This window comes from Rosistilla ulvae, assembly GCF_007741475.1.
Taxonomy (GTDB): domain Bacteria; phylum Planctomycetota; class Planctomycetia; order Pirellulales; family Pirellulaceae; genus Rosistilla; species Rosistilla ulvae.
Genome location: NZ_CP036261.1, coordinates 2034330 through 2059312 on the forward strand (window position 1 = coordinate 2034330; position 24983 = coordinate 2059312).

Annotated in this window: 17 protein-coding genes; 10 read left to right on the forward strand and 7 right to left on the reverse strand. The window is 57.9% G+C overall.

Annotated elements, in window-relative coordinates; translation table 11 throughout:
* Nucleotides 1-49: 49 nt before the first annotated feature.
* Nucleotides 50-2548 carry a PVC-type heme-binding CxxCH protein gene (locus tag EC9_RS07365; RefSeq protein WP_145343671.1) on the forward strand — a complete coding sequence of 833 codons (2499 nt, stop codon included), beginning with the start codon at nt 50-52 and terminating at the stop codon, nt 2546-2548.
* A gap of 35 nt (nt 2549-2583) precedes the next feature.
* On the opposite strand, the gene EC9_RS07370 is transcribed toward EC9_RS07365, so the two are convergent.
* The gene (locus tag EC9_RS07370; protein WP_145343673.1) at nt 2584-4293 is read right to left on the reverse strand and encodes a hypothetical protein; all 1710 of its coding nucleotides are present in this window, start codon (nt 4291-4293) and stop codon (nt 2584-2586) included.
* A 471-nt stretch (nt 4294-4764) separates the two neighbouring features.
* On the opposite strand from EC9_RS07370, the gene nqrM reads away from it, so the two are divergent.
* Nucleotides 4765-5082 carry a (Na+)-NQR maturation NqrM gene (gene nqrM, locus EC9_RS07375; RefSeq protein WP_145343675.1) on the forward strand — a complete coding sequence of 106 codons (318 nt, stop codon included), beginning with the start codon at nt 4765-4767 and terminating at the stop codon, nt 5080-5082.
* Here the strand turns inward: nqrM and EC9_RS07380 are convergent.
* Both EC9_RS07380 and EC9_RS07385 read right to left on the reverse strand, forming a co-directional pair.
* Nucleotides 5079-7181, reverse strand: coding sequence for an esterase/lipase family protein (locus tag EC9_RS07380; RefSeq protein ID WP_145343677.1), 2103 nt, complete (start codon nt 7179-7181; stop codon nt 5079-5081). The two genes, nqrM and EC9_RS07380, sit on opposite strands and share 4 nt — an antisense overlap.
* Nucleotides 7182-7942: 761 nt before the next feature.
* Entirely contained in the window at nt 7943-9022 is a 1080-nt protein-coding gene (locus EC9_RS07385) for a hypothetical protein (protein WP_246106004.1), read from the reverse strand.
* Nucleotides 9023-9276: 254 nt separating this feature from the next.
* Here EC9_RS07385 and EC9_RS07390 point away from each other — a divergent pair, with 254 nt between their 5' ends.
* Nucleotides 9277-10860: a DEAD/DEAH box helicase gene (locus tag EC9_RS07390; RefSeq protein ID WP_145343679.1), complete on the forward strand. Its 1584-nt coding sequence runs from the start codon at nt 9277-9279 to the stop codon at nt 10858-10860.
* A gap of 242 nt (nt 10861-11102) precedes the next feature.
* Here the strand turns inward: EC9_RS07390 and EC9_RS07395 are convergent, their stop codons facing one another.
* The 4 genes from EC9_RS07395 to EC9_RS07410 form a co-directional block, all read right to left on the reverse strand.
* Nucleotides 11103-11573 carry a thioredoxin family protein gene (locus EC9_RS07395; RefSeq protein ID WP_145343681.1) on the reverse strand — a complete coding sequence of 157 codons (471 nt, stop codon included), beginning with the start codon at nt 11571-11573 and terminating at the stop codon, nt 11103-11105.
* A gap of 158 nt (nt 11574-11731) precedes the next feature.
* Complete coding sequence (gene tssH, locus EC9_RS07400; RefSeq protein WP_145343683.1) at nt 11732-14557, reverse strand: type VI secretion system ATPase TssH; 2826 nt, start codon at nt 14555-14557, stop codon at nt 11732-11734.
* Between the two features lie 78 nt (nt 14558-14635).
* Nucleotides 14636-16378 (reverse strand): type VI secretion protein IcmF/TssM N-terminal domain-containing protein, encoded by a 1743-nt coding sequence (locus EC9_RS07405; protein WP_145343685.1) that lies wholly within the window; start codon nt 16376-16378, stop codon nt 14636-14638.
* A gap of 44 nt (nt 16379-16422) precedes the next feature.
* Nucleotides 16423-17055, reverse strand: a complete 633-nt coding sequence (locus EC9_RS07410; protein ID WP_145343687.1) for a DotU family type IV/VI secretion system protein — start codon at nt 17053-17055, stop codon at nt 16423-16425.
* 286 nt (nt 17056-17341) lie between these two features.
* On the opposite strand from EC9_RS07410, the gene tssA reads away from it, so the two are divergent.
* The 7 genes from tssA to tssG all read left to right on the forward strand — a co-directional run bounded on the left by tssA (nt 17342) and on the right by tssG (nt 24927).
* Entirely contained in the window at nt 17342-18421 is a 1080-nt protein-coding gene (gene tssA, locus EC9_RS07415; protein WP_145343689.1) for a type VI secretion system protein TssA, read from the forward strand.
* A gap of 77 nt (nt 18422-18498) precedes the next feature.
* The gene (gene tssB, locus EC9_RS07420; RefSeq protein ID WP_145343691.1) at nt 18499-19008 is read left to right on the forward strand and encodes a type VI secretion system contractile sheath small subunit; all 510 of its coding nucleotides are present in this window, start codon (nt 18499-18501) and stop codon (nt 19006-19008) included.
* A gap of 61 nt (nt 19009-19069) precedes the next feature.
* The gene (gene tssC, locus EC9_RS07425) at nt 19070-20542 is read left to right on the forward strand and encodes a type VI secretion system contractile sheath large subunit (RefSeq protein ID WP_145343693.1); all 1473 of its coding nucleotides are present in this window, start codon (nt 19070-19072) and stop codon (nt 20540-20542) included.
* Between the two features lie 127 nt (nt 20543-20669).
* A complete protein-coding gene (locus EC9_RS07430; protein ID WP_145119361.1) occupies nt 20670-21176 on the forward strand; it encodes an Hcp family type VI secretion system effector in 507 nt (168 codons plus the stop codon).
* 177 nt (nt 21177-21353) lie between these two features.
* A complete protein-coding gene (gene tssE / locus EC9_RS07435; protein WP_145343695.1) occupies nt 21354-21842 on the forward strand; it encodes a type VI secretion system baseplate subunit TssE in 489 nt (162 codons plus the stop codon).
* A complete protein-coding gene (gene tssF, locus EC9_RS07440; protein WP_145343697.1) occupies nt 21839-23671 on the forward strand; it encodes a type VI secretion system baseplate subunit TssF in 1833 nt (610 codons plus the stop codon). The genes tssE and tssF overlap by 4 nt, the downstream gene beginning before the upstream one ends.
* Complete coding sequence (gene tssG, locus EC9_RS07445) at nt 23668-24927, forward strand: type VI secretion system baseplate subunit TssG (RefSeq protein ID WP_145343699.1); 1260 nt, start codon at nt 23668-23670, stop codon at nt 24925-24927. Before tssF ends, tssG begins: the two co-directional genes overlap by 4 nt.
* Nucleotides 24928-24983 lie beyond the last annotated feature (56 nt).

A 24983-nucleotide genomic window follows, 5' to 3' on the forward strand; every position in this document is an offset into this window, starting at 1 on the left:
TTCATTAACCCCGCAAAGTCCCTTCCTCACAATCCCGCGGCGAAACGCTATGCCCCATCGAGACCTACGGTATTGTTTTCTTTCATGGATCGTATCGCTGGCAGTTTGCTGTGGCGGTCCGGTGTTTGCCGTCAAACCGCCGCAGGTGCTCGATCCCGATTGGCAGATCGAGTTGTTATTGTCCGAATCCGATCTGGTCACTCCAACAGGTTGTTGTGTCGATCCCGATGGCAATCTGATGGTGATCGAATGCCACACTCATTTTCCTCCCGAAAATTATCGAGGGCCCAAGACCGACCGGATTTACCGGATCGATGACAGCGATGGAGATGGAGTGCCCGATCGGAAGCGTTTGTTCTACGAACAGGGGCAAGCCACGATGGCGATGGTGGCGCTGACCGATGGTTGGTTTGCGGTCGCCACGCGTAGCGAAGTTGTGCGGATCCGGGACAGCGATGGCGATCGCGTTGCCGATCAGCGCGAGGTGCTGCTGCAGCAAAAAACGACAGCAACCTACCCTCACAACGGACTCTCGGGATTGGCGGTTGGCCCCGATGGTTGGCTTTACGTCGGCCAAGGGGAGAATCTTGGCGAACCCTACGAATTGATCGCAACCGATGGATCGCGACAGCGCGGCGAGGGCGAAGGGGGGAACATTTTTCGCTGCACTTTCGATGGACGTAATTTGCAACGCGTCGCCACCGGATTCTGGAATCCGTTTGGGATCACGTTGGATCCCGCCGGGCGGTTGTGGACCGTTGGTAACGACCCCGATGCGATGCCTCCCTGCCGGTTGATTCATGTTGTGAAGGGAGCCGATTACGGATTCCAGTTCCGTTTCGGCCGTGCCGGGACTCATCCGTTGCAAGCTTGGAATGGCGAGCTGCCGGGCACGTTGCCGATGGCTGCTGGAACGGGTGAGGCCCCCTGCGATGTGATCGCTTATGGGGATCGATTGTGGGTAACCAGCTGGGGAGACAATCGCATCGAACGCTATCGACCTCAGCCGCAGGGAGCGACTTGGACAAGCGAAACCGAAGTGTTTGTACAAGGCGACGCAAGCTTTCGTCCCGTCGCCATGGCAACCGCCGCCGACGGATCGGTCTACATCACCGATTGGGCCGACCGGAGCTACCCGGTGCACGGCAAAGGACGCGTCTGGCGACTGAGTCGCAAGGCAGCAGTCTCAGGTGACGCCGCCTCATTTCCCGCGTTGACCGCTGCCGAAACCGAGGCGGAACGGATCGAACAGGGGGGCGAGACAACCGTCGCCGACCGCTTGAAGGCTCTCCAAAGCGACGACGCGTTCCTTCGTCAGGCGGCGCTGTTTGGGCTGGTGCAATCGGGACAATTGGCTGACATCGATCGCGAAGCGTTGCCATCGACGCAGCAGCGTGAAGGGTTGCTCACCGCCTGGCGTTGGCAGCAACTGACTGAACCTGCAAGCGTCACTCCGCAGCAGCGCGACGCACTTCTGACTTGGGGATTGAGCGACACGTCGACGGATGTTGCCAACACCGCGCTGCGATGGGCGACCGAACAACAGTGCAAGCATCACTTGCCAGCAATCCGCCAATTGCTGCGACGCGACGCGATCTCGCCGCAGCTGTTTTCTGCGGTGGTTGCATCGATCGCCTATCTCGAAAACGGGTCGGCGGCGCGCGGCGTTCGCGATCCTGCACGAGAGAAGTTGCTGCTGGAGTTCGCTGGCGATTCCAGCGCGCCGGTGGCGCTGCGAGCGATGGCGATCGAGATGTTGCCAAGCGAGTCGAAACAGCCGAAGGCGGTAGAACTGGGCCGCTGGATCGTTGCAGCCGACGATCGGGACTTCGGACTTCAGGGCGTCAGAATGCTGGCCGCTCGTGGCGGTGACGCCGACTTTGCTCAGCTGGCGAAATTGGCCACAACCGAGCGCGTCGATCTGGAAACTCGCGCCGATGCGATCGCGGGGTTGGCGAGAAATGCGGGGCCACACGCGGTGGTCTTAAACAAGATGTCGTTGCCGCGTCAGCCGGAAGTGTTGCGTCGCGAAGCACTGCGAGTGCTGAAACAATCTCGACAAGACTATGGGGCTGCGTTGCCCAACCGCGACGATCTCGATCGCTGGAACGAATTGGTTGGCAGCGGAGGCGATCCCGAAGCGGGGCGGCGAGTTTTCTTTCGCACTGCCTGCGTCAATTGCCATTCGCACCGTGGCCGCGGCGCAACGACTGGCCCCGATTTAACCAGCTTGTCTGGGCAGATGACGCCGCGTCGTGTACTCGAGTCGATTCTGCATCCGAGCAAAGAAGTGGGACCGCTGTACGTTCCCTGGCAGGTCGTCACGATCGACGGTCGCGTGCTGACCGGTCTGAAGTTAGATAAAGCCGGCGCGGGGAACAGCTTGCGTTTGCAAGGTGCCGATGGGCTGATCTTTGAAGTCCCGCTGGCCGATATCGACACCCAGTTGCCGATCCAGCAATCGATCATGCCGACGGGTTTGGAGGGGACGATGAGCGTGGAAGAGCTACGCGATCTGATTGCATTTCTGGTGCAACCGACAACTTAACGTTCGCCTGAGCGAATCTACGCAAGGTGCGGCGATCAGCTCGGCTGAGCCGATGCGGTCGACGCACGCACTGTCGTGACGAGGTCGCGATAGCGTTGATACAGCTTGCTCAGGTGGACGCCCAAATACAGGTTGGCAAGGAACGAGATCATCAGGAAGAACTGAAAGACACTCATGCTTTGCAGCCGGTCTTTAGTGACGCGGCTTTCGGCGATCAACGTGTTGTTGTCGTACAGCAACGCATCTTTCGCTTTGGCAAGCGTGTCGTTTTCTCGCTCGAGTTCCAGCGTTTTGGTCGACAGGCGTTCGCGTTCGGCCAACAGCAACGCCGATGTTTTTTCTTCCGGATCGGTCTTCGCCAATTGGTCGCGAATCGATCCGTTAAACATCCCGCCGTTGGCCGCAATCAGCAATCGCGGATCGGTCTGTTGTCCGTAAAGGCCCTGCCCATAAGCAGGCGTCCCCTGTCCGGTCGGTGGTTGAGGGTATCCGAAGGCGGGATTGTAGTTTGGATTTGCGTAGCCGGCGTTGGGATAGGTTCCTTGTCCCTGTGGGTTGTTCGGAAACGTATTGTTGGTAAAGCCCGAACCATTGGCGGCGGTATTTCCGTTGGGATATTGACCCGCAGGAGTGTTGTTTCCCGTGCCATAGTTATTTCTCAGCGGGCCAAGATTCTGATTGTTGGCGTATCCATTTTGTGGAGCCTGTTGAGAATTGTAACCGGGTTGGTTGGTGTTTACCGGTTGCAGGTTGGTGTCGGTATTCTGTTGAGGTTGTTGTTGAGCGTATTGGTTCGTGTTGTATTGGTTTGGATAGCCCGGCATCCCCTGGCCATTGGTGCCGTTGTTCGTGTTGGGATTGGCAAATGTCGACAAGGGTGAACTGTTGCGATTGTCCGCGGTTTGATTCGGGGTGGCGTTGTTAGGGTCGTATCCGTTGGCGTTGTAATTGTTCGTTGGCTGTTGGTTGTTCGCCGTGGTCATCTCTTCGCGAGTTGGACCATAGGGGGCGGTCGACGGTGCGGGGCCACGGGCTTGTGTCGCATTGGATTGCCAAGAACTATCGCGATACGTCGAATTGCTGTTGGTCGCTTGCGACGATCGCGGGTCGTTGTAGCTGCGCAGATCATTGCTCGGCGGCGTCGCGGCATTTTGCTGCGAAGGGTTCTGGCGATTCGTCTCGCCAGCGCCATTGCGGAAGTTCTGCAGGGCGAGGTTGCTGTTGGTGGTCGACGGCTGGTTGCGATTTGTGGAATCGCTGGTGAACGTGCTGGTGCTGGGCATCGCGTTGCCCACGTTGCGGGTTGCGTTGGGTGTGCCTTGCCCGGCGCTGCTGCGAGCTTGTGTTGCCGGTTGTCCCACGCTGTTCATTTGGCCAGGCAGCGTGAAGCCGCCGTTGGGCGCTCCGCTCTGACCGCGCACGACAGTCCCTTGGTCGCTAGCCTGTCGAACCTGAGTTTCGGTCACCTGTTGAACCGCGCCGAGGACTGGCCCCAGTTCGTCTGGGGCGGTGTTGGGGGCCAAGTCGCCAAAGTCTTGTGGCAATGGACCGTCACCAACGCGAACTACCACACGCGACACGAGCCCACGAACGCGCGGGTCGATGCGACTGGTGAAGCCACCCGATTGCTCAAGCTGGCCAGGGGGAATTTGAATGATGTATTCGATTCCACCTTTGTCATCGGGCTGCCAACCGTAGTCGACGGTGATCGCAGCTAACGCGAGAAGTAGAGGGGCTCCGCCCATCGCACCAATCCTTGTATACATCCAACCTAAAAAGGACGTATTTCACGCGAGCATGAAATACATTTCCCGCAATCTTATGAAATCTGTCAGATTCCGTAAAGATGAAATGCATCGCGTCCGAGCGGTTCGGTGAATTGAGTTGCGTGGATTGGAATGCTGGCATTTACATTCGCCCCCCGTCCGTGAGCGGTCGGTAGCGGCTTGGGCGGTCCAGGAGGTTTGCGGCAGACGATTCGCGGCGTTGAATATTCGCATGCGATTGGGCTCGTGGGGGCAAGCGAACATTCTGGTCGCTGACGACCGTTGCGGACAAATCTGCGTTTCAATCGGAGCTATCAGGCGGCGATCCCGCGTGTTGGGGACGCCACGACAAAACAAGCTTCGCCCGATAGAATGAAAGGAGCCCCGCGTTGGCTGCATTCAAAACTTACGTTCTCGAAACCCGTTACGCTCACCCCCACAATGATCGGCATGGATATTCTCGCAAACTCGATCGGCATCGTCGCACAATCCGCAGAAGTCGCTAGCGAAGCGGGATCGGGCTCGCACGTGGCCGTGATCGTCGGCATCACTTTGGGTGCCTTTCTGTTGGTCTGCCTGGGGATGGCGGTCGGCGTGATGTTTGGCCGGCGACCGATCAGCGGCAGCTGTGGCGGGCTGGGGAACGTCACCAACGAATCGGGGGAGAAGAGTTGTGCGTTGTGCCAAAACCCGAGCGAAGCATGCAAAGAGCTTCGCAATCGGATGACTCCCGCCGAGGAAGCTTTGGAGCACGAAGCGGCGACTTAACGCATCATCGCCGGTTCTTCTTGGCCATCGGGAACCAGCGGTATCGCTATCTCAAGTGGTGCATCTTCGGGGCCGATCGAATCGGACAAGGTCACGCTAACCGGTTCGACAGCGCTTCTTGGATAGGGGACGCTGGCGACGCGGTCGCGCGAATCGATCTCTTTGGCGTGTTCCATCAAGATCCGGCGGACTTCCAAAATCGCCGCCGGTTTGGTGTGAATCTCGGTGTGCTGGGCTTCGACAAAGATCTGCGAAACGGCATCGGGCAGTTCGGCGCTCTCGCGCTCCACGACGCCATCGCTGTCCGTCTTGATTCGGCCGATCAGGCTTTTGCTGGAGACCAATCCGACGACGTTGTGATACTTCACCGGCGACTTCTTCTGGGCTCGCATCATCACCGGGAAGATCGGCGAATCGGGAGCCAATGAATCGATCGAGGTGTTGGTCGTCAGCAATTGAGTGTCGCGGAAGTAATCGGGATTGTCGCGGATCAAGCGCGTGCTGATGTTGGTCAAGAAGGCGGGCAGTTTGATGAACCGCCGCCCCAGCCACTGTGTTGTACTGTTGGAATAATCGCTCCCATGATGCGGCGTTCCGATCGTGATCACGCGGCTGACCGACGGGTTGGGACGGAAGAAGAGCGTGCTCGCCAGGCGAGCCTGATCCTCGTCGCTGGCATTTAATTCGTCGATCGATTTCTCGCTGACGATCTTCCAGAAATCGTTGCCGCTATCGAGCGTCTGCAGCCTGCTGACCAGCCCGCCCATGCTGTGCCCGACCAGCACCATCTGCTCCATCGTCTTGGCATCGTGGCCGTGATACTGCTGATCGATCGTCTCCTGCAGATCTTTCATGTCCTTCCGCATCTGCACGGCGCTGATCCAAAACGGCTGCCCTGTCGGATACAGATAGAACCAGAATTGGTAGCGTTCTCGGACCTCGGGAAAGCTGCGCAAGTCGTTGAACATGTCCATCCACGTCATCGGACTCGACCACAGTCCATGCACCATCGTCACCGGAATCCGCTTGGGATCGTAGGCTTCGAGCATGAACAGCCCCTGTTTGTTCTGCACCTTGGTCGGCTTCAGCAGCCCCAAGGTGGCGATGTCTTTGTCGTGGAACTGTTTGTTGTCCAGAAAGTAAGCCAACGGCGTCGTGATATCGGTTTCAAGCGGAATGTTTCGCCCGGCAAACTCGGTGCGGGATCGCCGCATCGGGTTGTAGAAAACCAGTTCGCACTGCGGTGCGGGCTTGCCATCGGGCCCCACTTCTCCGTTCCAACTGCACTGCAGCAGCGCCGTGCAGGCGAAGCTGAGCATGTCGGGATAATACTTTTCCATCGGTGCGGCGTTGTTCGCTTGCTTCCGAATGGCGATCAACGGCACGCCCAAGCCATACGTGGTGTGGCGGTTGTTGAGTGTTTTGATCTCGTAATCGCTAGCGAATTCAAAGTGATCGAACTCGGCAAAGTCCTGCTTGTCCCAATGGTCGTCCAGCCGCGTCTTGATCGTGAAATGCTTGTCACCCGAACTCAACTGATACGTCTTCCCCGGCTGCAACTGGCCATCGGCGTGCAACAACCGCAGCGTATCTTCGAGGGCTTGGTTGTAGAGATCGCACGCGCCGCGGAACTGGGGATCGTAGGGATTGCGATTGTCGGCGACCATCGGCGAGAACAGATAGGCATAACTGCTTGCCAACGCACTCTGGAAGTAGTGCAACGCCTCGACAGCTTTCCCATCGTGCTTGGCCTGCTGGCCTTGGATGTAAGCCAATTCGGCGACTGCATACAAACGCTCGCTCTCTTGCGATCGTTCGTCTTGAGTGCTCAGCGACAGTAGCGCCGCGTTGGGATCTTTTTTGTACTGGTCGCTCAGATCGTAGCGTTCCAGCAATTGGCTGGTTCGCTGCGATTCGTGGGGTCCGCGATTGGAGACGAGCGCCAGCGAAGCGGTCAGCGGATTCTCGCGCGTGTTCCGTTTTTGGATATAGCTGGTCGTGGCACATCCGGGCAGCCACAGCAGGCAGAGCGCAGCGACCAGCCCGATCGCAAGCTTGCGATTCGAATCGGTCGAAATATCCCTGACTTCTCGCCGCATCCGTTGGGCCTTTGATCCTTCCGCAGGAAAACTGCGGCGACACTAGAAAATTATGCCCCTCCGTGTCAACGCGACTCGCAAAAACGCAGCCTTCAAATGTCGGAACATCCATTTGACGACAGGGTGCCACTGGCTCTGCCAGTGTTGTGTTGCCGAAGTCCCAGCTTTGGAATAGCCCATCAAAATTTGGGGACAGCCCAATGCAAAATTTGGCAAAATTTGGGCAAAATTTGGGGACAGCCAAACTCTAAAATGACGCAAGCTTGCCTTTATTGGGGGCGAGGATTGGGCAATGGGCTGGCGAAGGTGTGGAGGGGGCGCTGAAACGGCTTTTGATCGGGGGGATAGCTTCGGTGCGGCGGTTCCAGCGCTATGTCAGCCAGTGGTCGTTTGCGACTGGGGCGCAGAAGTGGTGCGATTTCGAGTCAGTTGGAGGGACGATGGCGGGGGGATATGGAGGGGCTGGGGCAGCCAATGGGTTTCCGGGAGCTTGAAAACATCTCTGCCTGCGCCGAGCGGCAATCCATTTTGGGAATGATTTTGGGGACAGCCAAACTTTGGGCCAGCGCAAGCATGCTTATATCGAGGGGTGAGGGCTGGTGAATGGGCGGGCGAAGGTGTTGATGGGGCGTTGAAACGGCTTTTTGTTCGGTGGATAGCTTTGGTTCGGCGGTTCCGGCGCTATTGCCGCAAGTGGTAGTTTGCGACTGGGGCCAGGAGTGGTGCGATTTGGAGTCAGTTAGAAGGACGATGGCGGGAATCTACGGAGGGGCTGGGCCAGCCAATGGGTTTCCGGAAGCTTGCATCCATGATTGTCCGCGACGGGCGGCTTCTTCGCAGAGACTCTCCGAGGTACCAGCAGCTCGTTTGAACAGACGCCCGAATCGTTTCACCAAATCACACCAAGCGGGGGCGTCGAGTCCGATCCGAGTCAATATGGGTGCGAGTTCGGCAGGGATCGCGCCTCGCTTGTCGTCTCGCAACTGACGCCCCGTCCAATCCAACAGCTCAAGATACTTGGACAAAGACATCGATAAAAAGCCTTTGCAGCTCGACCGACGATGGCTTGAATCGACGTCCGCGCCGATCGGATCGTCTCGCTCGTCGATCTCCACTGGACTCATCCATCCACTGTTGTGCGGTACTCGGCTTCGCTCCCAGTCATGAACGTGCTTGCGGTCTTGCTCCGATGCGCAAGTGATATCATCGATCCTCTCCTTGGCTCCGGTGAATTCACTCGTTTCCAGCGTCTGAACCATCGCAGCGCGAATGGGATTTAAATCGACGTAGGCTGCGCAGGCCAATAGGCTTGCTTCATCGAGAATCAACTGAGCTCTAAATCGCCCCTCCCAAAAGTGACCACTCACGTCATCTTCGGCGTTGCTGCGGCGAGCAATGTTTTCCGCCGTACACCGCATCCACCAACTGATATCCGATAGACGACGACGGCGCTCGGCTAGCACCTGTGCGTTATTAACGATCGCGGCAATCTCTGCGACCGAAGGCTCAGTGGGCGCCCCGTCATCGTCTCGACGGACGGGGAATAAACGCAGCCACCGTCTTGCGATTTCTTCATCGGCCAAGACAGCAACGACATCCGGCCGGCTTCTGAGCACCAAGTGCAGGTGATTGCTCATGATCGAAAACGTCAGGCAATCGATTGCGAAGCAGGAGGCCAAGAATTCGAGACGTTCACGGATCCAACGACGGCGGTGCTGGAACGACTGTCCGGTATAGGGATCCACGCCACACAGGAAAGCGCGACGGACACATCGCTCGATACAGTGCACGATCTGCACCTGATCCGGGTCGATCACCTCGCCCCGCGATTGCCGAGCCATCCGACAAGCCCTCCAGCTACGAAGCCACATCAAATCTCGTTGCAATTGCTAATTCAACACTTCATTCAGCAATTCTAGGCATTCGCCGCCGTAAAGGCAATCGTTTTGTGGGTGTCCCCCTCTGATCGCAATCGCACCCTCTGATCGCACGTGCACTTCAGCACCAGCCCATCAGGGGTTACCATCGTGAACGACATCACCAGAGGGGGGGCGATTTTCTGAGCCTGAATCAGTTTAGTTTTGGAGGGCAATGCGTGATTAAAGATTTGTTCAAGCTTGCCCAGGGGCGCGAGCCATGGCCGTGGCAACTCTCCGGCGTTGAGGAAATCATCGCAAACTACGAGCGTGGCAAGTCCGTTTGTCTCCAGAGCCCTACTGGTGGCGGCAAGAGCAAAATGATGTGGGCTCTCACCAACTGGGCCACGCAGAACCGAATGAGAGCTGGCATCCTGACCAATCGCAACAGCCTATGCACCCAGCTCAGCAAGGACATGTCTGAGGCTGGGATCGACCACGGCATGGTTGCCTCACAGCACCGCAAGAAGTTCGACCTATCCAAAGCCGTGCAACTGATGATGGTGCAGTCTGAGATTGCACAAAGCAAGCGCCGGGCACCAGCGCAACTTGACGTGCTGCTTGTTGATGAGGCACACATGTTCCAGTCTGGCAAGTTCCGTGAACTGGTTCAGTACCACAAAGACAACGGTGCCTACGTTGTTCAAGTGTCAGCAACCCCGGTTGGGCTGTTCAAGACGTGCAGCGACATCATCATCGCAGGGACCAACTCTGAACTGCGCGAGCATGGTGCCCATGTGCCATGCTTGGTGCGGGCTCCTAGTGAGATCGACTGCGACAAGGTCAAGCGAACTGCGACCGGTGAGTTCATTATCGGCGACAAGACCCGAACAATCTGGAACCAACAGATCGTTGGGCATGTCTACGACGAGTGGCGCGAGGTCAATCCTAGGCAGGAACCGTCCATCATCTTCGGTCCTGACTGTCCTTCAGCGTTGTGGTTGGCCAAGGAATTTGAGAACAGAGGTGTGCGTGTAGCATACGTCGACTCCTCCTGCGTCTACTGGGACGGCCAAGAACGCCGAGACCCAAAGGGCGAACTGCGAGAGATGATCTTCGACATGGTTCGCAATGGCGAGATCCCCGCACTGTTCAATCGGTTTGTATGTCGCGAGGGGCTGGACTTCCCGAACCTGCGGCACGTCAGCCTTGCAACACCCATTGGCTCGCTGAAGTCCTACGTGCAAACCGTTGGTCGACTGCTGCGGTACTCGAAGGAAACCCCTGACGTTGTTCACCTGTCAGACCATGGTGGCAACTGGCGACGACATGGTTCGCCGAATGCTGACCGTGACTGGGAAGTCTTGTTCCGCATAACAGAGCAAGAGCTTTACAAGAAGCAGAAAGCCGACGAGGACAATCCAGACAGTGAGAACTATAAGCAAACCACGTGTCCTGAATGCAAAAGAGTCCGGGAGAATGGCCCTCGATGTCCTGATCCACCCTTCGGCTGCGGGCATGAATGCACGACTCGGCAGAAGTTTGTCATCCAGGCAGACGGATCGCTGAAGACCGTGACTGAGAAGAAGTTAGAGTCGAAGGAAGCGATACGAAAGAGGCAGTCGCAGAGGAACTGGGATAGCCTGTTCTGGCCGCAACGAAAGGGCCACGCAAGAGGCCTTACGTTCTGGTCTCTTCGGCAGATCTACAACAGGAGAGTCGGGTGTTTCCCGCCTGACAACCTGAAGCACATGCCCAAGGACTGGGAAAAGCATGGTGGCGAGAAGATTTTAACGTGCGACAAGGAGCACTTGAGGTGGTAACCAGTATCCTTGGCGCGGACGGGGATTCGGATAGCCGTTTACGGAGATTGCCAGAATGATCACCAACCACTCAAACTCGCCAACAATGCACGACCTAAGTCCACCGATCAATCTGAGAAATCACGCAGTAAACGCATTCCAATGCACTTGAAATGGATGCCAACTAAGTCTCGACGTCTCTTTCGTAGAACACTGGCAAAGCCCGAGACACCCAGACGGCTTATGGGGGCTGCTGCTTCGATCTAGGTCGCGTAGGGATTGGTCTTGATGCCGTTGGGTTGCAGCGCCGATCCGCCGGACGATGCGTTTTGCACCGGGGCGACTTCTGATCCGAACTGGCGAGCCCATGATGAGATCGCTTTGGCGTCGCGATATCCTGTGAACTGCCCCAGCGGTTTGCCGTCGCGGAAGATAACCGTGTGCGGGATCCCCGAGACCTTGAATTTGCTAGCCAGTTCGCGATTGCGGTCGATATTGATCTTAACCACTTCGACGTTGCCGGTGACATGCTCCAATTGCTCGTCGATCATCCGACAGGGACCACACCACGGCGCCCCAAACTTCACGATCACCAAGCCGGGCCCTTCGATCTGTTTCTCGAAAGCTGCGTCGGAATACCCGCCCGTGATTCCAGCCAATCCGTCGCTGGAGTAGTGGTTGTAGCCGTAGTAGACGATGAGCGCAAGCAGCCCGATGCCCATGATCTTGTTCATGATGGAAACCCTTTGGGTGAAGGTGAAGTGTTCTGTTGGGAGAGGTGTTCTGTGTTTGTGTTCGGAGGAATCAGCTGCGGAACGCGAGTTGAGGGATCGTTGTTAGACCGGACTCTATCGCGTTGCGGCTGATGCCTGACCGTGGTCGTCATCGGGGATCAAACTTCGTTGGTCGTCGCCATCCAGGCGGCGGAATCGGTGGAATCGATCGGCAGTGCTGGCGATGTCGGTTCGGTTTCGGGAGTGACATCCTCTTCTTGATCGACTTCGAATTCGTAGACGAATCCACCGCGATCATCCCAGTCGACAACAACGCGTTGCACCGGCTGGCCTTCGACATTGCGAGACAGTAGTTCGGCCGAAAGCTCTGGCAAGATGTTCTGCTCGATCACCTGGTCGACCTTCCGCGCCCCGGTGTCGACCGAAACGCATTGCTTCGCCAGTTGAAGAATCAAGCCGTCGGTGAAGACGAGTTCCGCCTTGTGGTGTTCGCGTGTCCGCTGAACGACCTTGTCCAGCTTCAGCGTGGCGATCCGCTGCAAGACGTCCGTTTCCAATGGGAAATAAGGCAGCACAGTGATCCGACCCAAGAAGGCGGGCTTAAACGTTTTCAATAACTCTTCGTGCAACGCGTCTTTCAATTCGACCAGGCTCGGCTGACGTCCGTCGCTGCACATTTGAGCGATCAAATCGGTGCCGGCGTTGGTCGTCATGATCACGACGCTATTCTTGAAATCGATGTCGCGACCTTGACCGTCTTTCATCTGTCCCTTGTCGAAGACTTGATAGAAGACATCTTGAACGCCGGGATGAGCCTTCTCCAGTTCATCCAACAGGATCACCGAGTAGGGCTTGCGGCGGACCGCTTCGGTCAGCACGCCCCCTTCGCCGTAGCCGACGTATCCGGGAGGCGACCCCATCAGCAGCGAAACCTTATGCTCTTCCTTGAATTCCGACATGTTGATCGTCGTCAGTTGTTGCGTGCCGCCGTAGAGCGTGTCGGCCAAAGCCAAAGCGGTTTCGGTTTTGCCAACACCCGAAGTTCCCGCCAGCATGAAGACGCCGATCGGTTTGTTCGGGTCGCCTAGGCCGGCTCGCGAGGTGCGGATGTGACGAGCGATCTCGTCCAATGCGTGTGATTGGCCGACGACCGATTCTTCCAGCCGCTGCTTCAGATTCAGAACCGCCGTCGTTTGATCGGTGCTCATTCGGCCCAGCGGGATGCCGGTCCAAGCGGAGATCGTGCTGGCGACCGATTGCGAATCGACGTCGACGTAGATCAGCGGTTCATCACCTTGAGTGTCGTCCAAGTCGGCTTCCAGCCGCGTCAGTTCCGCTTGCAATTCGGTAAGTGACATCGCAGCCAACGGCGACGTCTCCTCATCCGATTCGTTTTCGGCAACGCGATCGTCCGGCTTGGCCAAAGTGTCACTTGTCTCGATGTTTTTGCGATGGATCTGGTCTTTGATCTGCAAGATCTCTTGAACCGCAAACTTTTCTTGATGCCAGCGGGCTTCGAGCGCCGCCAGTGCGGATTCGCTTTGTTCTAGATGAGCATTCATCTCGGTCAATTGATCGCCGTGGTCGGCACCCCAGCTTTGTTCATCTTGCAACCGATCGCTGCGACGACGCACCCGTTCGCACTGGGCTCGGGCGTCTTCGATCGCGCCGGGCGTGCTGTTTTGGCTGATCGCGATCCGCGCACATGCGGTGTCCAAAACGCTTACCGCTTTGTCGGGCAACTGGCGACCTGTGATGTAGCGACTGCTCAGAGTGACCGCCGAATCGATCGCATCGTCCAGAATTCGCACACCGTGATGTTGTTCCAACTTGTTTGCCACGCCACGCAACATCGCCTTGGCCACGTCCAACGATGGCTCTTCGACCTTGACGACTTGAAAACGCCGCGTCAGCGCCGCGTCTTGCTCAAAATATTTCTTGTACTCCGACCAGGTCGTCGCTGCGATCGTTCGAAGTTCGCCGCGGGCCAACGCTGGTTTGAGCAGATTGGCTGCATCGCCGCCGCCCGCTTGAGCCCCAGCGCCGATCAGCGTGTGAGCTTCGTCGATCATCAAGATGATCGGCGTCGGACTGGCTTGGATTTCGTTGAGGATCGATTTCAGGCGATTTTCGAATTCCCCTTTGACTCCGGCGCCAGCTTCCAATTGTCCCAGATCCAACGAGCGGATCGTGATGTTCTGCAGCGCTTCGGGGACGTCGCCGTTGACAACTTTCAGGGCAAAGCCTTCGACGACGGCGGTTTTGCCGACGCCTGGTTCTCCCGTCAGGATCGGGTTGTTCTGGCGGCGACGCAGTAGGATATCTGTCATTTGGCGGATCTCAGCGTCGCGTCCGAGCACCGGGTCGATCTTGCCATCGCGAGCCTGTTGCGTGACGTCGGCGGTATAGCGATCCAAGCTTGGGGTTTTGCTGGGTGCACCGTCCGCATTTGCAGGGCCCGAATCGTTGCCGGATTGCATAAACGATGTCGGCAGCGCCGCGCGAGCTTCGACGCTTCCCGAGGTCACGACGGGAAGAGCGTCGGTGATCGCATCGGCCGAGATACCTTCGAGTAGTCGCGCCAGAGGTGCTCCGATTTCGAAGTGCAGCGGGTCGCGAACGATCGCCGCCAACAGGTGACCCGAGCGAACTTGCGGAGCGGCGTATTGAACCGACGCCAGCATCCAAGCCGCTTTGATCAATTCGACAGTTGTGTTGCTGAGAGCCGGGGCGCGGCCGTTCCCGGTCCGCATCTTGTCGAGCACGCCTTCGGCGACCGATTGAAAGCGAGCGATATCGATGTCGAAGTGACGCAGCAGCAGCGGCAAGTCTCCGTCGGATTCGTCCAAAAGTTTCAACAACCAGTGTTCGATCTCGACGTGGAAATGGGTCCGCGACAAACACAACCCGGCAGCGGATTCGAGACAGCGGCGAGTGGGATCGTTCAGTTTATTGACAAGCGATTTGAGTTGCAGCGATGCCATCGTGGATACCGTCTCGTGGTAGGAAGGGTGACGTGAATGGGAGTGAATTAATACGGAAAGCCGCTCGGAGGCGAGCGATTAGTTTGTCGCGTGCCAGCCCAACAGATAGGCCATCACAACACAGGTGGTGATCGCGACACTGGCGTAGATCGCCGCCGCGGATCGGCGTTGCCAACGGTCGCGTTGGCGACGCTGTGGCAACCATTGAACTTCGTTTTGAATGTCCAGGATCTGTGGGATCACGCCTTCGGCAAAAGCGTGTTTGGTCGCTCCGGCGGCTCCCGTCGCGGCGACGAAGCAACCGCGAAGGCGTACGTTTCCGGCGGTCGCTGCGATCGATCGACGCAGCAGACGCGACATCCCATCGCGGCGTTGCCGCATCGTATCGACAACGCGATGGATGGCGTGGTTTCCCTGACGCAAGATTCGATCCTGTGCGGCGTCTTGCAGATTGCGAGCCATCAAACGATAGGCCAGCGGCGGGAAGAGTTCGTCGCAGATCCAACGGACCGCTCGATCAACGCTCGCCGGACCGGCGTCCGGTTCGCTGGCGGGCGGAGCGGGCAGGATCGCGCCCAGACGACGATGACGCTGCGTTTCGGGGAACCGATCCAACAACGCCTGACCGCCGTCGCAGAGTTCCAGATCGCAGAAGACAACTTGTGCCGAGACCGACGACTGCGTGGCCGCGGCGATCGTGTTCAAGTCGCGTTCGATTCGCATCCCGACGTGGTCGGCGGTTTCGATGCAATCGGCGGCATCCAAGGGCAACATCAGAACGACGCCATTGATCGGGCAGAACGGTTGGCGAATATCGGCGATCTCGCGACAGAGGCCATCGAGTCTTTCCAAAAGCTCCAACGCTTCGGATTGCTCCAATCGCATCATCGGCAACTTGGCGGTCCGCGGTTGCAGGATCGTCGCCGACTTGGCAGTCTGCCCGGGTTCATCCGCTGTCAACGTTTCGATCTGGGCGAACGTTTCGTGCATCCGATCGACAGCCATATCGCCCGCGGAAGCTGTGCGTGGAAGGGTCGCCGTGGCGGTGAGTGTTCCGGTATCCGAAGCTTTCTCAAACGATGGCTCGGTCGCGGCGTGTGCACTGGCGGCAAAAGCGGGTGATTGCGGGTTGGCGTTTGTTCCGTCGCCTGATTGCCAAACGTGAGCCGGTCCGCGATGGATGCCGGTTCCGCCGTCGCTGCCCATCGTTTCCAACAGCTTTTGCCGCGAGGCAGCGGCGCGGCGCGTGAAGTTTCCAGTCAACGAGGCTTCACGACAGCAGACGTAGATCGCGTCGCGGTTGCCACAGACTTGGATCGGTTGATCGGCTTCCTCGGCACTCGGCAACACGACAAGATCGGTGTGACTGGCGGAGAAAAAGTCGCGGACGCCACCGGCGGGACTGCCGAGAACCAGATACAGCGGCGTGCGGGAAACATCGATCCCCGCAGCGGTAAAGCGGTGCAAACTCTCTTGCCAGGCGGAATGGATCCCACCGCCCAGAGGCTTTTCGGCGGGCATCCGCAACGTATAGACGACAAACCAGGCGGACCAAGCGATCGCGTACAACAAACATCCAACCAATGGCAGCCAGGTCAGGCGAACCACGGGCAGCGACGATCGGACAAGCGTGTCCAACTGCATCGCGTATTGAACGTATCCCAGACCGGCGATGCCCAACAGGGCGGCGATCAGGTGAATCGCCATCACCCCCCATCGCTGCCAGCGGTCGTTGGCATGACGGAGAGCAACGATCGGTGCAAACGCACAAAGCGCGATCCGCGCGATCTTGCTGAGCGAGGCTTTGAGAAGTGCGATCATTATATAGAGATGGGGTGGCGTAGGAATGGAGCGGAGGATTGCGATTACCGGGTCCAAGCCGCGACGGCCAGGTACGACATCAGTGGCAACAGGACGACGGCGGCGGTCCAGCCGACATAACCGGCCCGTTGCAACGCCGCGGCGCCGGTCAACGGAGGTGCGTCGGTAGCGGGAGCGAGATCGGCGGCGAAGGGAAGCTTCAATTCGGGAACGATTCCCAGCCCGAGTCGGGTTTGATGCATCCAGGCGGCAAGTTGTTCGGGATTGTTTCGGTGTTGGCCGGTGAAACCGAGGCTGACACAGAGATAGAAGACAGCCAAGTCTTCGTTGCGGCCGAGCGTTTCGGCCAGCTGAGCTTGCCGCCAGAACATCCAAGCTCGATCGTTGCTGCCGAACAGCTCTCCTTCGATCTTATTTTCGTTCCAGATTCGACCGGCGGTGGCATCGTCGGTCATCATTTCATCGATCCAACAGGCCAGCGGATAACCGAGGCCCAGGTAGTCGCTGCTGGTACTGTGTCCGGCGGCGAGTTCCGCGTTGTGAATCCGCGACAGCAACTCTTTTAGTTCGCTGCGGCCGCTAGGGAAGCGGTCGGTCTGCCCGGCGGCCAACGCATCGCGCAGCTGCCATGTTAAAGAGAGAACCGGATCGACAAGTTGGGCGGTTTCGGGACGCATGATTTTTAGATTTTTGTCAACGGTTTCAGAAGCGGGTTCCGTGCTTCGAAAGCTAGGTCACGACCGAGGGGAAAGGTGTGAAGTCACAAGGAATTTGCGGCAAAAGTCCAGCATTAATCAAAGCGAGCCGGTGCTCACGATTTGCTAGGCATGCGGAAATCCGAACGATTGGGGAAATGCAAATCTTTCTTTTTGCGTCGCTAACTTTTGTGGTCTAGCTTTCTCCGGACATCGCGGCCAACAGCTGTGACGCCAACACAAAACACACATTCCAAGTGAAGCAGCGATGCAAGTTACATCCCCCGCCACCTTCGACATCGACGCGCTGTTGCAAGCGATCGACGGCGAACGTCCCAGCGGAGACGGACGCGCTTATGCTCGCGGATTGCGAGCCGAGCTGGCCGAACTGCGAAACCCACCTCGTTCGGCAAACCCCGACGATCAAGATACCGACGGCGGGCCCGACTGCGTCGATTGGATGGCGATCACGATGGTCGCGACCGAAGCGTTGTGCGAGAAGACCAAAGACCTTCGCATCGCTTGCCATCTGACCGAAGCGGCGATGCAACATTGGGGCATCGCTGGACTTCGCGATGGTCTGATCTTGATGCGACGGATGGTCGAACAATTTTGGGACACGTTGGCACCCGAACTGGATCCCGACGATCCCGACGCCCGCTGTTCACCCTTAGAAAATCTGTTGGACGATCCCAATCGCGGGCCACGGATGCCAAGCGTCTTGCGCGCCCTGCCGATCTTGCACGCGGGCGTTCACAAGTTCAGTCTGATGACCGCGACGCGGCAGAGTGAAGATCTAACGAGTTCTGAAATCGCCACCGCGATCCGCCAGGTGACAGTGCAAGACGCCTGCCAGTTGTCGGAAGAAGTCGATGGAGCGATCGCCGAACTGGAATCATTCCATCAGGTGCTTGTCGATCGGATGGGAGAATACGCCCCGTCGTTTGTCCATCTAGAGGAATCGTTAAACGTCATTCGCCAATGGCTCGACAGCGTCTTAAAACCACAATTTGAATCGCGCGACATCGTCGATGCCGAGGAGGCTGTCATGCCGCAAGCAAAAACACCCACGACAACCGACACAAGTGATTCGACGGCAATCGTCGCAACCACGCAGCAACTGCGTGCTCAAACTTACAAACAACTGACCGAAGCGGCTGCCATTCTGCGGCAGATCGAACCGCAAAGCCCGATTCCATTTATGGTGCAACGCGCCGCCCGCTTGGGCCAGCTGCCGTTCCCAGAATTGATGGCTCAATTGGTCAACGAAGAATCGACACTGGAGATGTTTCACCGCGAATTAGGCTTGTCCGCCGGCGGTGATCAGGCGTCAGGGATTGACGATTAGAGTTCCGATCCATGTTCGCCACGACGAGGTTTGTGGGGACATTCATTTAACCTAGCTTTCTCTATTGGGGGCATTCGATGAGCGATAGTCGACAACACACACTGGACCGCGTCCGCCGACCACGTGTCCAAGTGACCTACGACGTGGACACCGGCGGAGCGATGGAATCCAAGGAACTGCCGTTGGTCGTCGGCGTGATGGCCGATCTTTCGGGCCAGCCAGAAGTCGCCAATGCTCCGCTGAAGGAACGCAAGTTTGTTCCAATCGACCGCGACAACTTCGACGACGTGTTGGCCAAGAGCAACGCTCGCGTCGCAGCTCGCGTCGACAACAAATTGACCGACGACAACTCGCAACTGTCGGTTGCTTTGAACTTCCGTTCGCTGGAAGACTTCGAACCCGAACAGGTAGCGCGCCAAGTTCCTGTTCTGCGTGAATTGCTCGACATGCGAACTCAACTTTCGAACTTGCTGGGCAAGCTCGAAGGCAACGACAAGCTGGAAGAACTGCTGAGCGAAGTGCTGGAAAACAGCGAAGCCGCGAAGAGCTTGCAAAGTGAACTCGGCAGCGACACGCCCGCTGAGTAGTCCGCATTGATCCGTTATTCACTCAAAAAATACATAACCAACACGTTATCGGAGCAAATCTATGAGCAGCCTGCAAACTGAATCCGAAGGCGGCGCAGCCGTAGCGGAACTGTCGCTGATGGACCAAATCTTGGACCAAACTCGCGCCTTGGACGACAGCGAACGTTCGCGCAACCAAACCTACATCGAACAATTTGTCAGCAAAGTTGTCGACGGCAACGCGACGATCGACAAAGACGTCGTCACCAACATCACCAGCTGGATCGCAGAGATCGATCACAAGCTGTCGGTCCAATTGGCCGAAGTCATGCACTGCGACGAATTCCAACAATTGGAAGGGACCTGGCGCGGGCTGAAATACCTGACACAAAATTCGGAAACCGGCACCGGTCTGAAGATCCGCGTCATGAACGTCAAGAAGGCGGAATTGCAAAAGGATCTCGAAAAGGCGGTTGAATTCGACCAAAGCACGATGTTCCGCAAGTGCTACGAAGAAGAATACGGTCAACTGGGCGGCGAGCCTTACGGCATGCTGGTCGGCGATTACCACTTCGGTCGCACCGCCGACGACGTCAACCTGCTGCGTTTGATCAGCAACGTTGCCGCTGCCGGACACGCACCGTTTGTCGCCGCTGCCGATCCAAACATGTTCAACATGGACAGCTTCACCGACCTCAGCGGACCTCGCGATCTGGCGAAGATCTTCCAAGGTGCCGACTACGCTCCATGGCGCAGCTTCCGCGACAGCGAAGACAGCCGCTACGTCGCACTGACAATGCCAAACGTTCTGGGGCGTCTGCCTTACGGTGGCGACTTCAAGAAGGTCGAATCGTTCGACTTCAACGAACACGTCGACGGCAGCGATCACAGCCAATATCTGTGGATGAGCTCCGCCTGGGCTTACGCAACTCGCGTTACCGACGCGTTTGCCAAGCACGGCTGGTTCGCTCAAACCCGCGGCGTCGAAGGTGGTGGCAAGGTCGAAAACCTGCCCGTCCACACCTTCCCAACCGACGACGGCGACGTGGCAATGAAGTGCCCAACCGAAATCGCGATCACCGACCGACGCGAATTCGAACTGTCGAACCTCGGCTTCCTGCCACTGCTGCACGCCAAGAACACCGACTTCGCTGCCTTCTTGGGAGCTCAAAGCTGCCAAAAGCCAAAGACCTACTTCGAAGAAGACGCCAACGCCAACGCGGAACTGTCGTCGAAGATCAACTACCTGATGTGCGTCAGCCGATTCGCTCACTACTTGAAGGTCATGGCTCGCGACAAGATCGGTTCGTCGATGGAACGCGCCGAATGCCAAGAGTGGTTGAACGATTGGATCAGCAACTACGTCTGCGATCCAAGCACCGCCGGCGAAGAGACCAAGGCAGAGCGGCCATTGAGCGAAGCTCGCGTCGAAGTCGCTGAGATCCCTGGCCGTCCAGGTTGGTACGAAGCGATCGCTTACCTGCGTCCGCACTTCCAAATGGAAACCTTGGGTGCTTCGATGCGTCTTGTCGCTGAAGTTCCTAAGCAAGGCTAAGGCCTTGATCGATCGCGCGGCCCGATTTCGATCGGGTCGACATGACGCGTCGCAGTCACGCGCTGCGACGTTGATTGCTCAAAAACAAATTCAATTAAAAACATTCCGACATTTAAGGATCTGAATCATGGCAGTTGACTATTTCTTGAAGATCGATGGCATCAAGGGCGAATCCGAAGACGATAAGCACAAAGACGAAATCGAACTGATCGACTTCGAATGGGCTGAACAACAAAGCGGCAGCTTCGGCCAAGGTGGCGGTGGCGGTGCTGGCAAGGTGAAGATGGAAAACTTCAAGTTCCGCACCTACCTGAACTCCGCTTCGCCTGCGTTGATGCAATCGTGTGCCGAAGGCGCTCACATCAAAGATGCTACTTTCACATGCCGCAAGGCGGGTGGCGGCCAGAAGGAATATTACAAGGTCACGATGGAAGACATCATCGTTTCCTCGTGCCACATCAGCGGTGGCAGCGGCGAGATCGAAGAAGGGGCTTGGGTCGAAGGACATCCTGTCGAAGAAGTCACTTTGAACTTCGCTAAGATCAAGTGGGAATACCACCCACAAAAAGCTGACGGCTCGCTGAACTCGGCGAAGACCGGCGGCTACGACCTGAAGAAGAACAAACGCGTCTAGCATTCCCGCTTGATGCATTGAGAGGTCACGGCGAGTCGAATCCATTGCGATTCGACTCGCCCACTCCGCCCGCTTCCAACGGCAAGATCTCGATCGCGATCGACAGACCACCGGTCGCAGGCGCTCTCGGTTGCGGTGAACTTCCATCCCAACCGTTTCACAGCAAGCTTTCCCACCATGCGTTCTACTCTGCCAACGAACAAGCTTTCGCTGTTGCCATCGGTCTTCGATCGTTTGGCCGATCTTAGCGACGACGGCTTCAACAGCCAACCGTGGTACGACGTCACCACGCTCAGCAATGCGGTCCGCCGCGATCTGGAAGATCTCTTAAACACCCAGCAATCGCTGCCCGAACTCGGCCGCGATTTTCCTTTGCTGGCCGAATCGGTCGTCGGGTTTGGCGTCCCCGATCCATCGACCTTCGCGTTGGACACGCCCAGTGGCCGACGCTGCCTGGCCGCCGCGCTGTTGAACGTGATCAACACCTTCGAACCGCGGTTGTCCGATGTGCGAATCGAATTGGGAAATGCCAACGGCGAGAAGTTTCGCGAGCTAAAGTTTCGCGTCGTCGCCCGTTTGGCGATTGAAACCTCACCACAAATCGTCTTCGAATCGAAGCTACACGTTCCCAGCGGCCAGTTCAGCATCGGTCAGGAAGCAGCATGACACAGACCCTGTTCCAATATTACGAACGCGAACTGAACTATCAGACCGAACAATCGCGCGAGTTCGCGGCGCGTTATCCTGCCGCTGCGGGCCGGTTGCGGATGGACGCCTCCGGTACCGCCGATCCGCACGTCGAACGTTTGATCCAATCGGTCTCTCTGCTGGGGGCGCGGATCCACAAACGACTGGACGACGATCTGCCCGAAGTCACCGACGCGCTGCTGTCGATCTTGTACCCGCACTACCTGCGGCCGATCCCTTCGATGGCCATTGTCTCGCTCGCTGCGGAGCCCGCGAATTTGCCGCCGCAAGGAATCGCTGTCCCTCGCGGTCTGCCGCTTCGGACGTCTCCCGTCGGCGGCCAGGCGTGCCGCTACACAACCACTCAAGCTACGCAATTGTGGCCTCTGGAAATCCGCAGCGTCGAAATGTTGCAACCGCCGTTGGGCGAAGGCCCTGCAGCGCCGCAAGGGACCGCTTCGGCAATTCGGATTCGCGTTCGCAACCTGCACAACAAACCGATCAACACGCTTCCTCTGGAGTCGCTGCGATTGCATCTGACCGGCCCCGACGCGATCGTTGCCGGCTTGTACGAAGGCCTGATCCGCGACGCGATCGAAGTCGCATTTGTCGCTCCCGGAGGCGAAGCGATCCGTGTCCCCGCTGCCGACGCCCTCGCCCCAACCGGGTTCGATCGCGACCAAGCGATGCTCCCCTATCCAGCGCAATCCTTCGACGGATATCGCCTGCTGACCGAACTCTTTTCGTTTCCCGAGAAGTTCTCGTTTGTCGACCTCTCCGGTTGGCAAACCGCAGGCCAGCAACTGCACTCTCCCGAAGCGGACGTTTGGATTTTCCTGAGCGCTCCGCACGATACGATCTGCGGAGCGGTTCGCACCGACCACATCCAACTTGGCTGCACCCCGGTCGTGAATCTGTATCCAAAGATCTGTGAACCGATTCAGTTCTCGCGGCAACAACACGAATATCGCGTGGTTCCCGACGCGTCGAAGCGGATGGGTTGTGAAATCTATAGCGTCGATCAAGTGATCAGTTCGCGAATCGATGGCGACCGACATTGGCGTCCATTTTTTGATCTCGGTCGTCGCGATGGGCAACCCGCCGCATCGGGTTATTGGCACGCCGCGCGTCGCGACAGCCAAGCTGCGGGCGATCACGGATCGGAAGTCTATCTGCAACTTGTCGACGAACACTTCGATCCGCACGCACCGGCTGCCGAAGTTGTCACCGTGCGAGCGATGTGCACCGACCGCGACGTGCCGACTCTGCTGCGTCAACATGGCGACACGGTCAAGTGGCACGTCGACGCGGCGATCCCGATCAGTTCGGTTCGATGTTTGAAGCACCCAACCGCGACACTGCGTCCACCGGTGCGACGCCATGCTCATTGGAACTTGATCAGCCATCTATCGCTCGGGCATCGCTTTCTGGAAGGGCCCGACGGATTGCAGGCGCTCCGCGAGATCCTGCGTCTGTACGACTTCTCCGATCCCGACTCCTACGACACCCGTGGCGCTGCGGCGCGACAGATGATCGACGGCGTGATCGATCTCCGCCATCGAACCGTGACACGCCAAGTTGGCCCGCCCGAAGAGGGCTGTTTCGCGCGGGGATCGCAATTGACATTCATTTTGAACGAAGACAACTTTGAAGTCACCGGTGCCTTTCTGTTTGCATCGGTACTGCAACGCTTCCTGGGCTTGGCCAGCGGGATCAATTCGTTTGTAGAGACGGTCGTGGAGACGCGTCAACGCGACGGACTGCTGGCCCACTTTCCGCCGCACGATGGCGAGGAGCCACGGCTGTGATCGACTCCGTTTCCTATAGCAGCTCGATCGCCGGCGACGCCTCGTTTACGACCGGCGTCGCTGTCGATCCGCCCCATCCTCTGGAACGCTTGCCCGTCGGTTCGGTCGGACATGAACTGTTCCGGAAACCGTCGAAGTTCGACTTCTTCGAAGCTGTCCTGTTGCTGCAACAACTGGCCGCCAGCGAAGGCGATCAACCGGCATCGCCGATCGGTCAATTCGCTCAACCGTCGCAGGAATCGCTGCGATTCACCGTCCCACATTCGCAAGCCTTTCCCACCGCGTCGATCGAATCGATCCGCTGGGACACGCAGCAACAGCGGCCGCAGGTTTGCATCAACTTCATGGGATTGACCGGCCCCAGCGGGACGCTACCGCGATCGTACACCCAGCGATTGCAACAGATCGAAGCGACAAGCCGCCACGCCGACCGCCACGCGCTGCGCGATTGGTTGGACAACTTCAATCATCGTATGGTTTCGCTGTTCTTCGACGCGTGGGCCAAGTACCGGTTCCCCGTCGCGATCCGCCGAAAACAGTTTGAACCGGCGAAACGGAAGCCGTCGCCGACGATCGTTCGCGTCGCTCTCTCCGCAATTGCGGGCCTGTCGCCTCCCGAACCCGAAACGAAGCCACATCCAGCCGATCGCAAGGATCGCGAGGCTGTAGCACCTACGCACCCACAGGCATCCGACGAAGCGAAGGCTGATCAAAACGAAAGCCCTCGCGGCGCGGGGACGATCGATCGCGACGAGCTGTTGGGATTGGCGGGACTGTTGTCGCAGCGGCCGATGAACGTCGCCAATTTGCAGTCGGCACTAAAGCAGGCGTTGGGCGTGCCTGTGCGTGTGAAACAGTTCGACAGCTGTTGGTTGAACCTGGAAACCGAATCGCAATCGCGGCTAGGCGTTGAAAAATGTAAGCTCGGCTACGACACGATGTTGGGCGAACGGATCTGGTCGCGTCAGCAGAAGGTTCAAATCGAGGTCGGCCCGCTATCGGCTCGCGACTTCCAACGCTTCCTTCCCCCTTCGGAAAACCATCTCGGCGATGGCTTTCGTCGGCTGGGAGAGATGGTCCGCGTCTGCGTCGGCCCCAGTTTAGACTTCGATATCCGACCGCTCTTGAAGATCGAAGAACCGCTGGAAACTCAACTGGCCGCAGAAACCTCGCTCACGCGACTGGGCATCGACAGCTGGATCGGCACCCCCGACGATACCGCGGTCGCCAACGACGCGATCTTCCCGGGCATCTAGCGACACCCGAAAAAGCCTTCATCGGGCCTTGTGCTTTTGGTAAGGGCTTCGTTCCG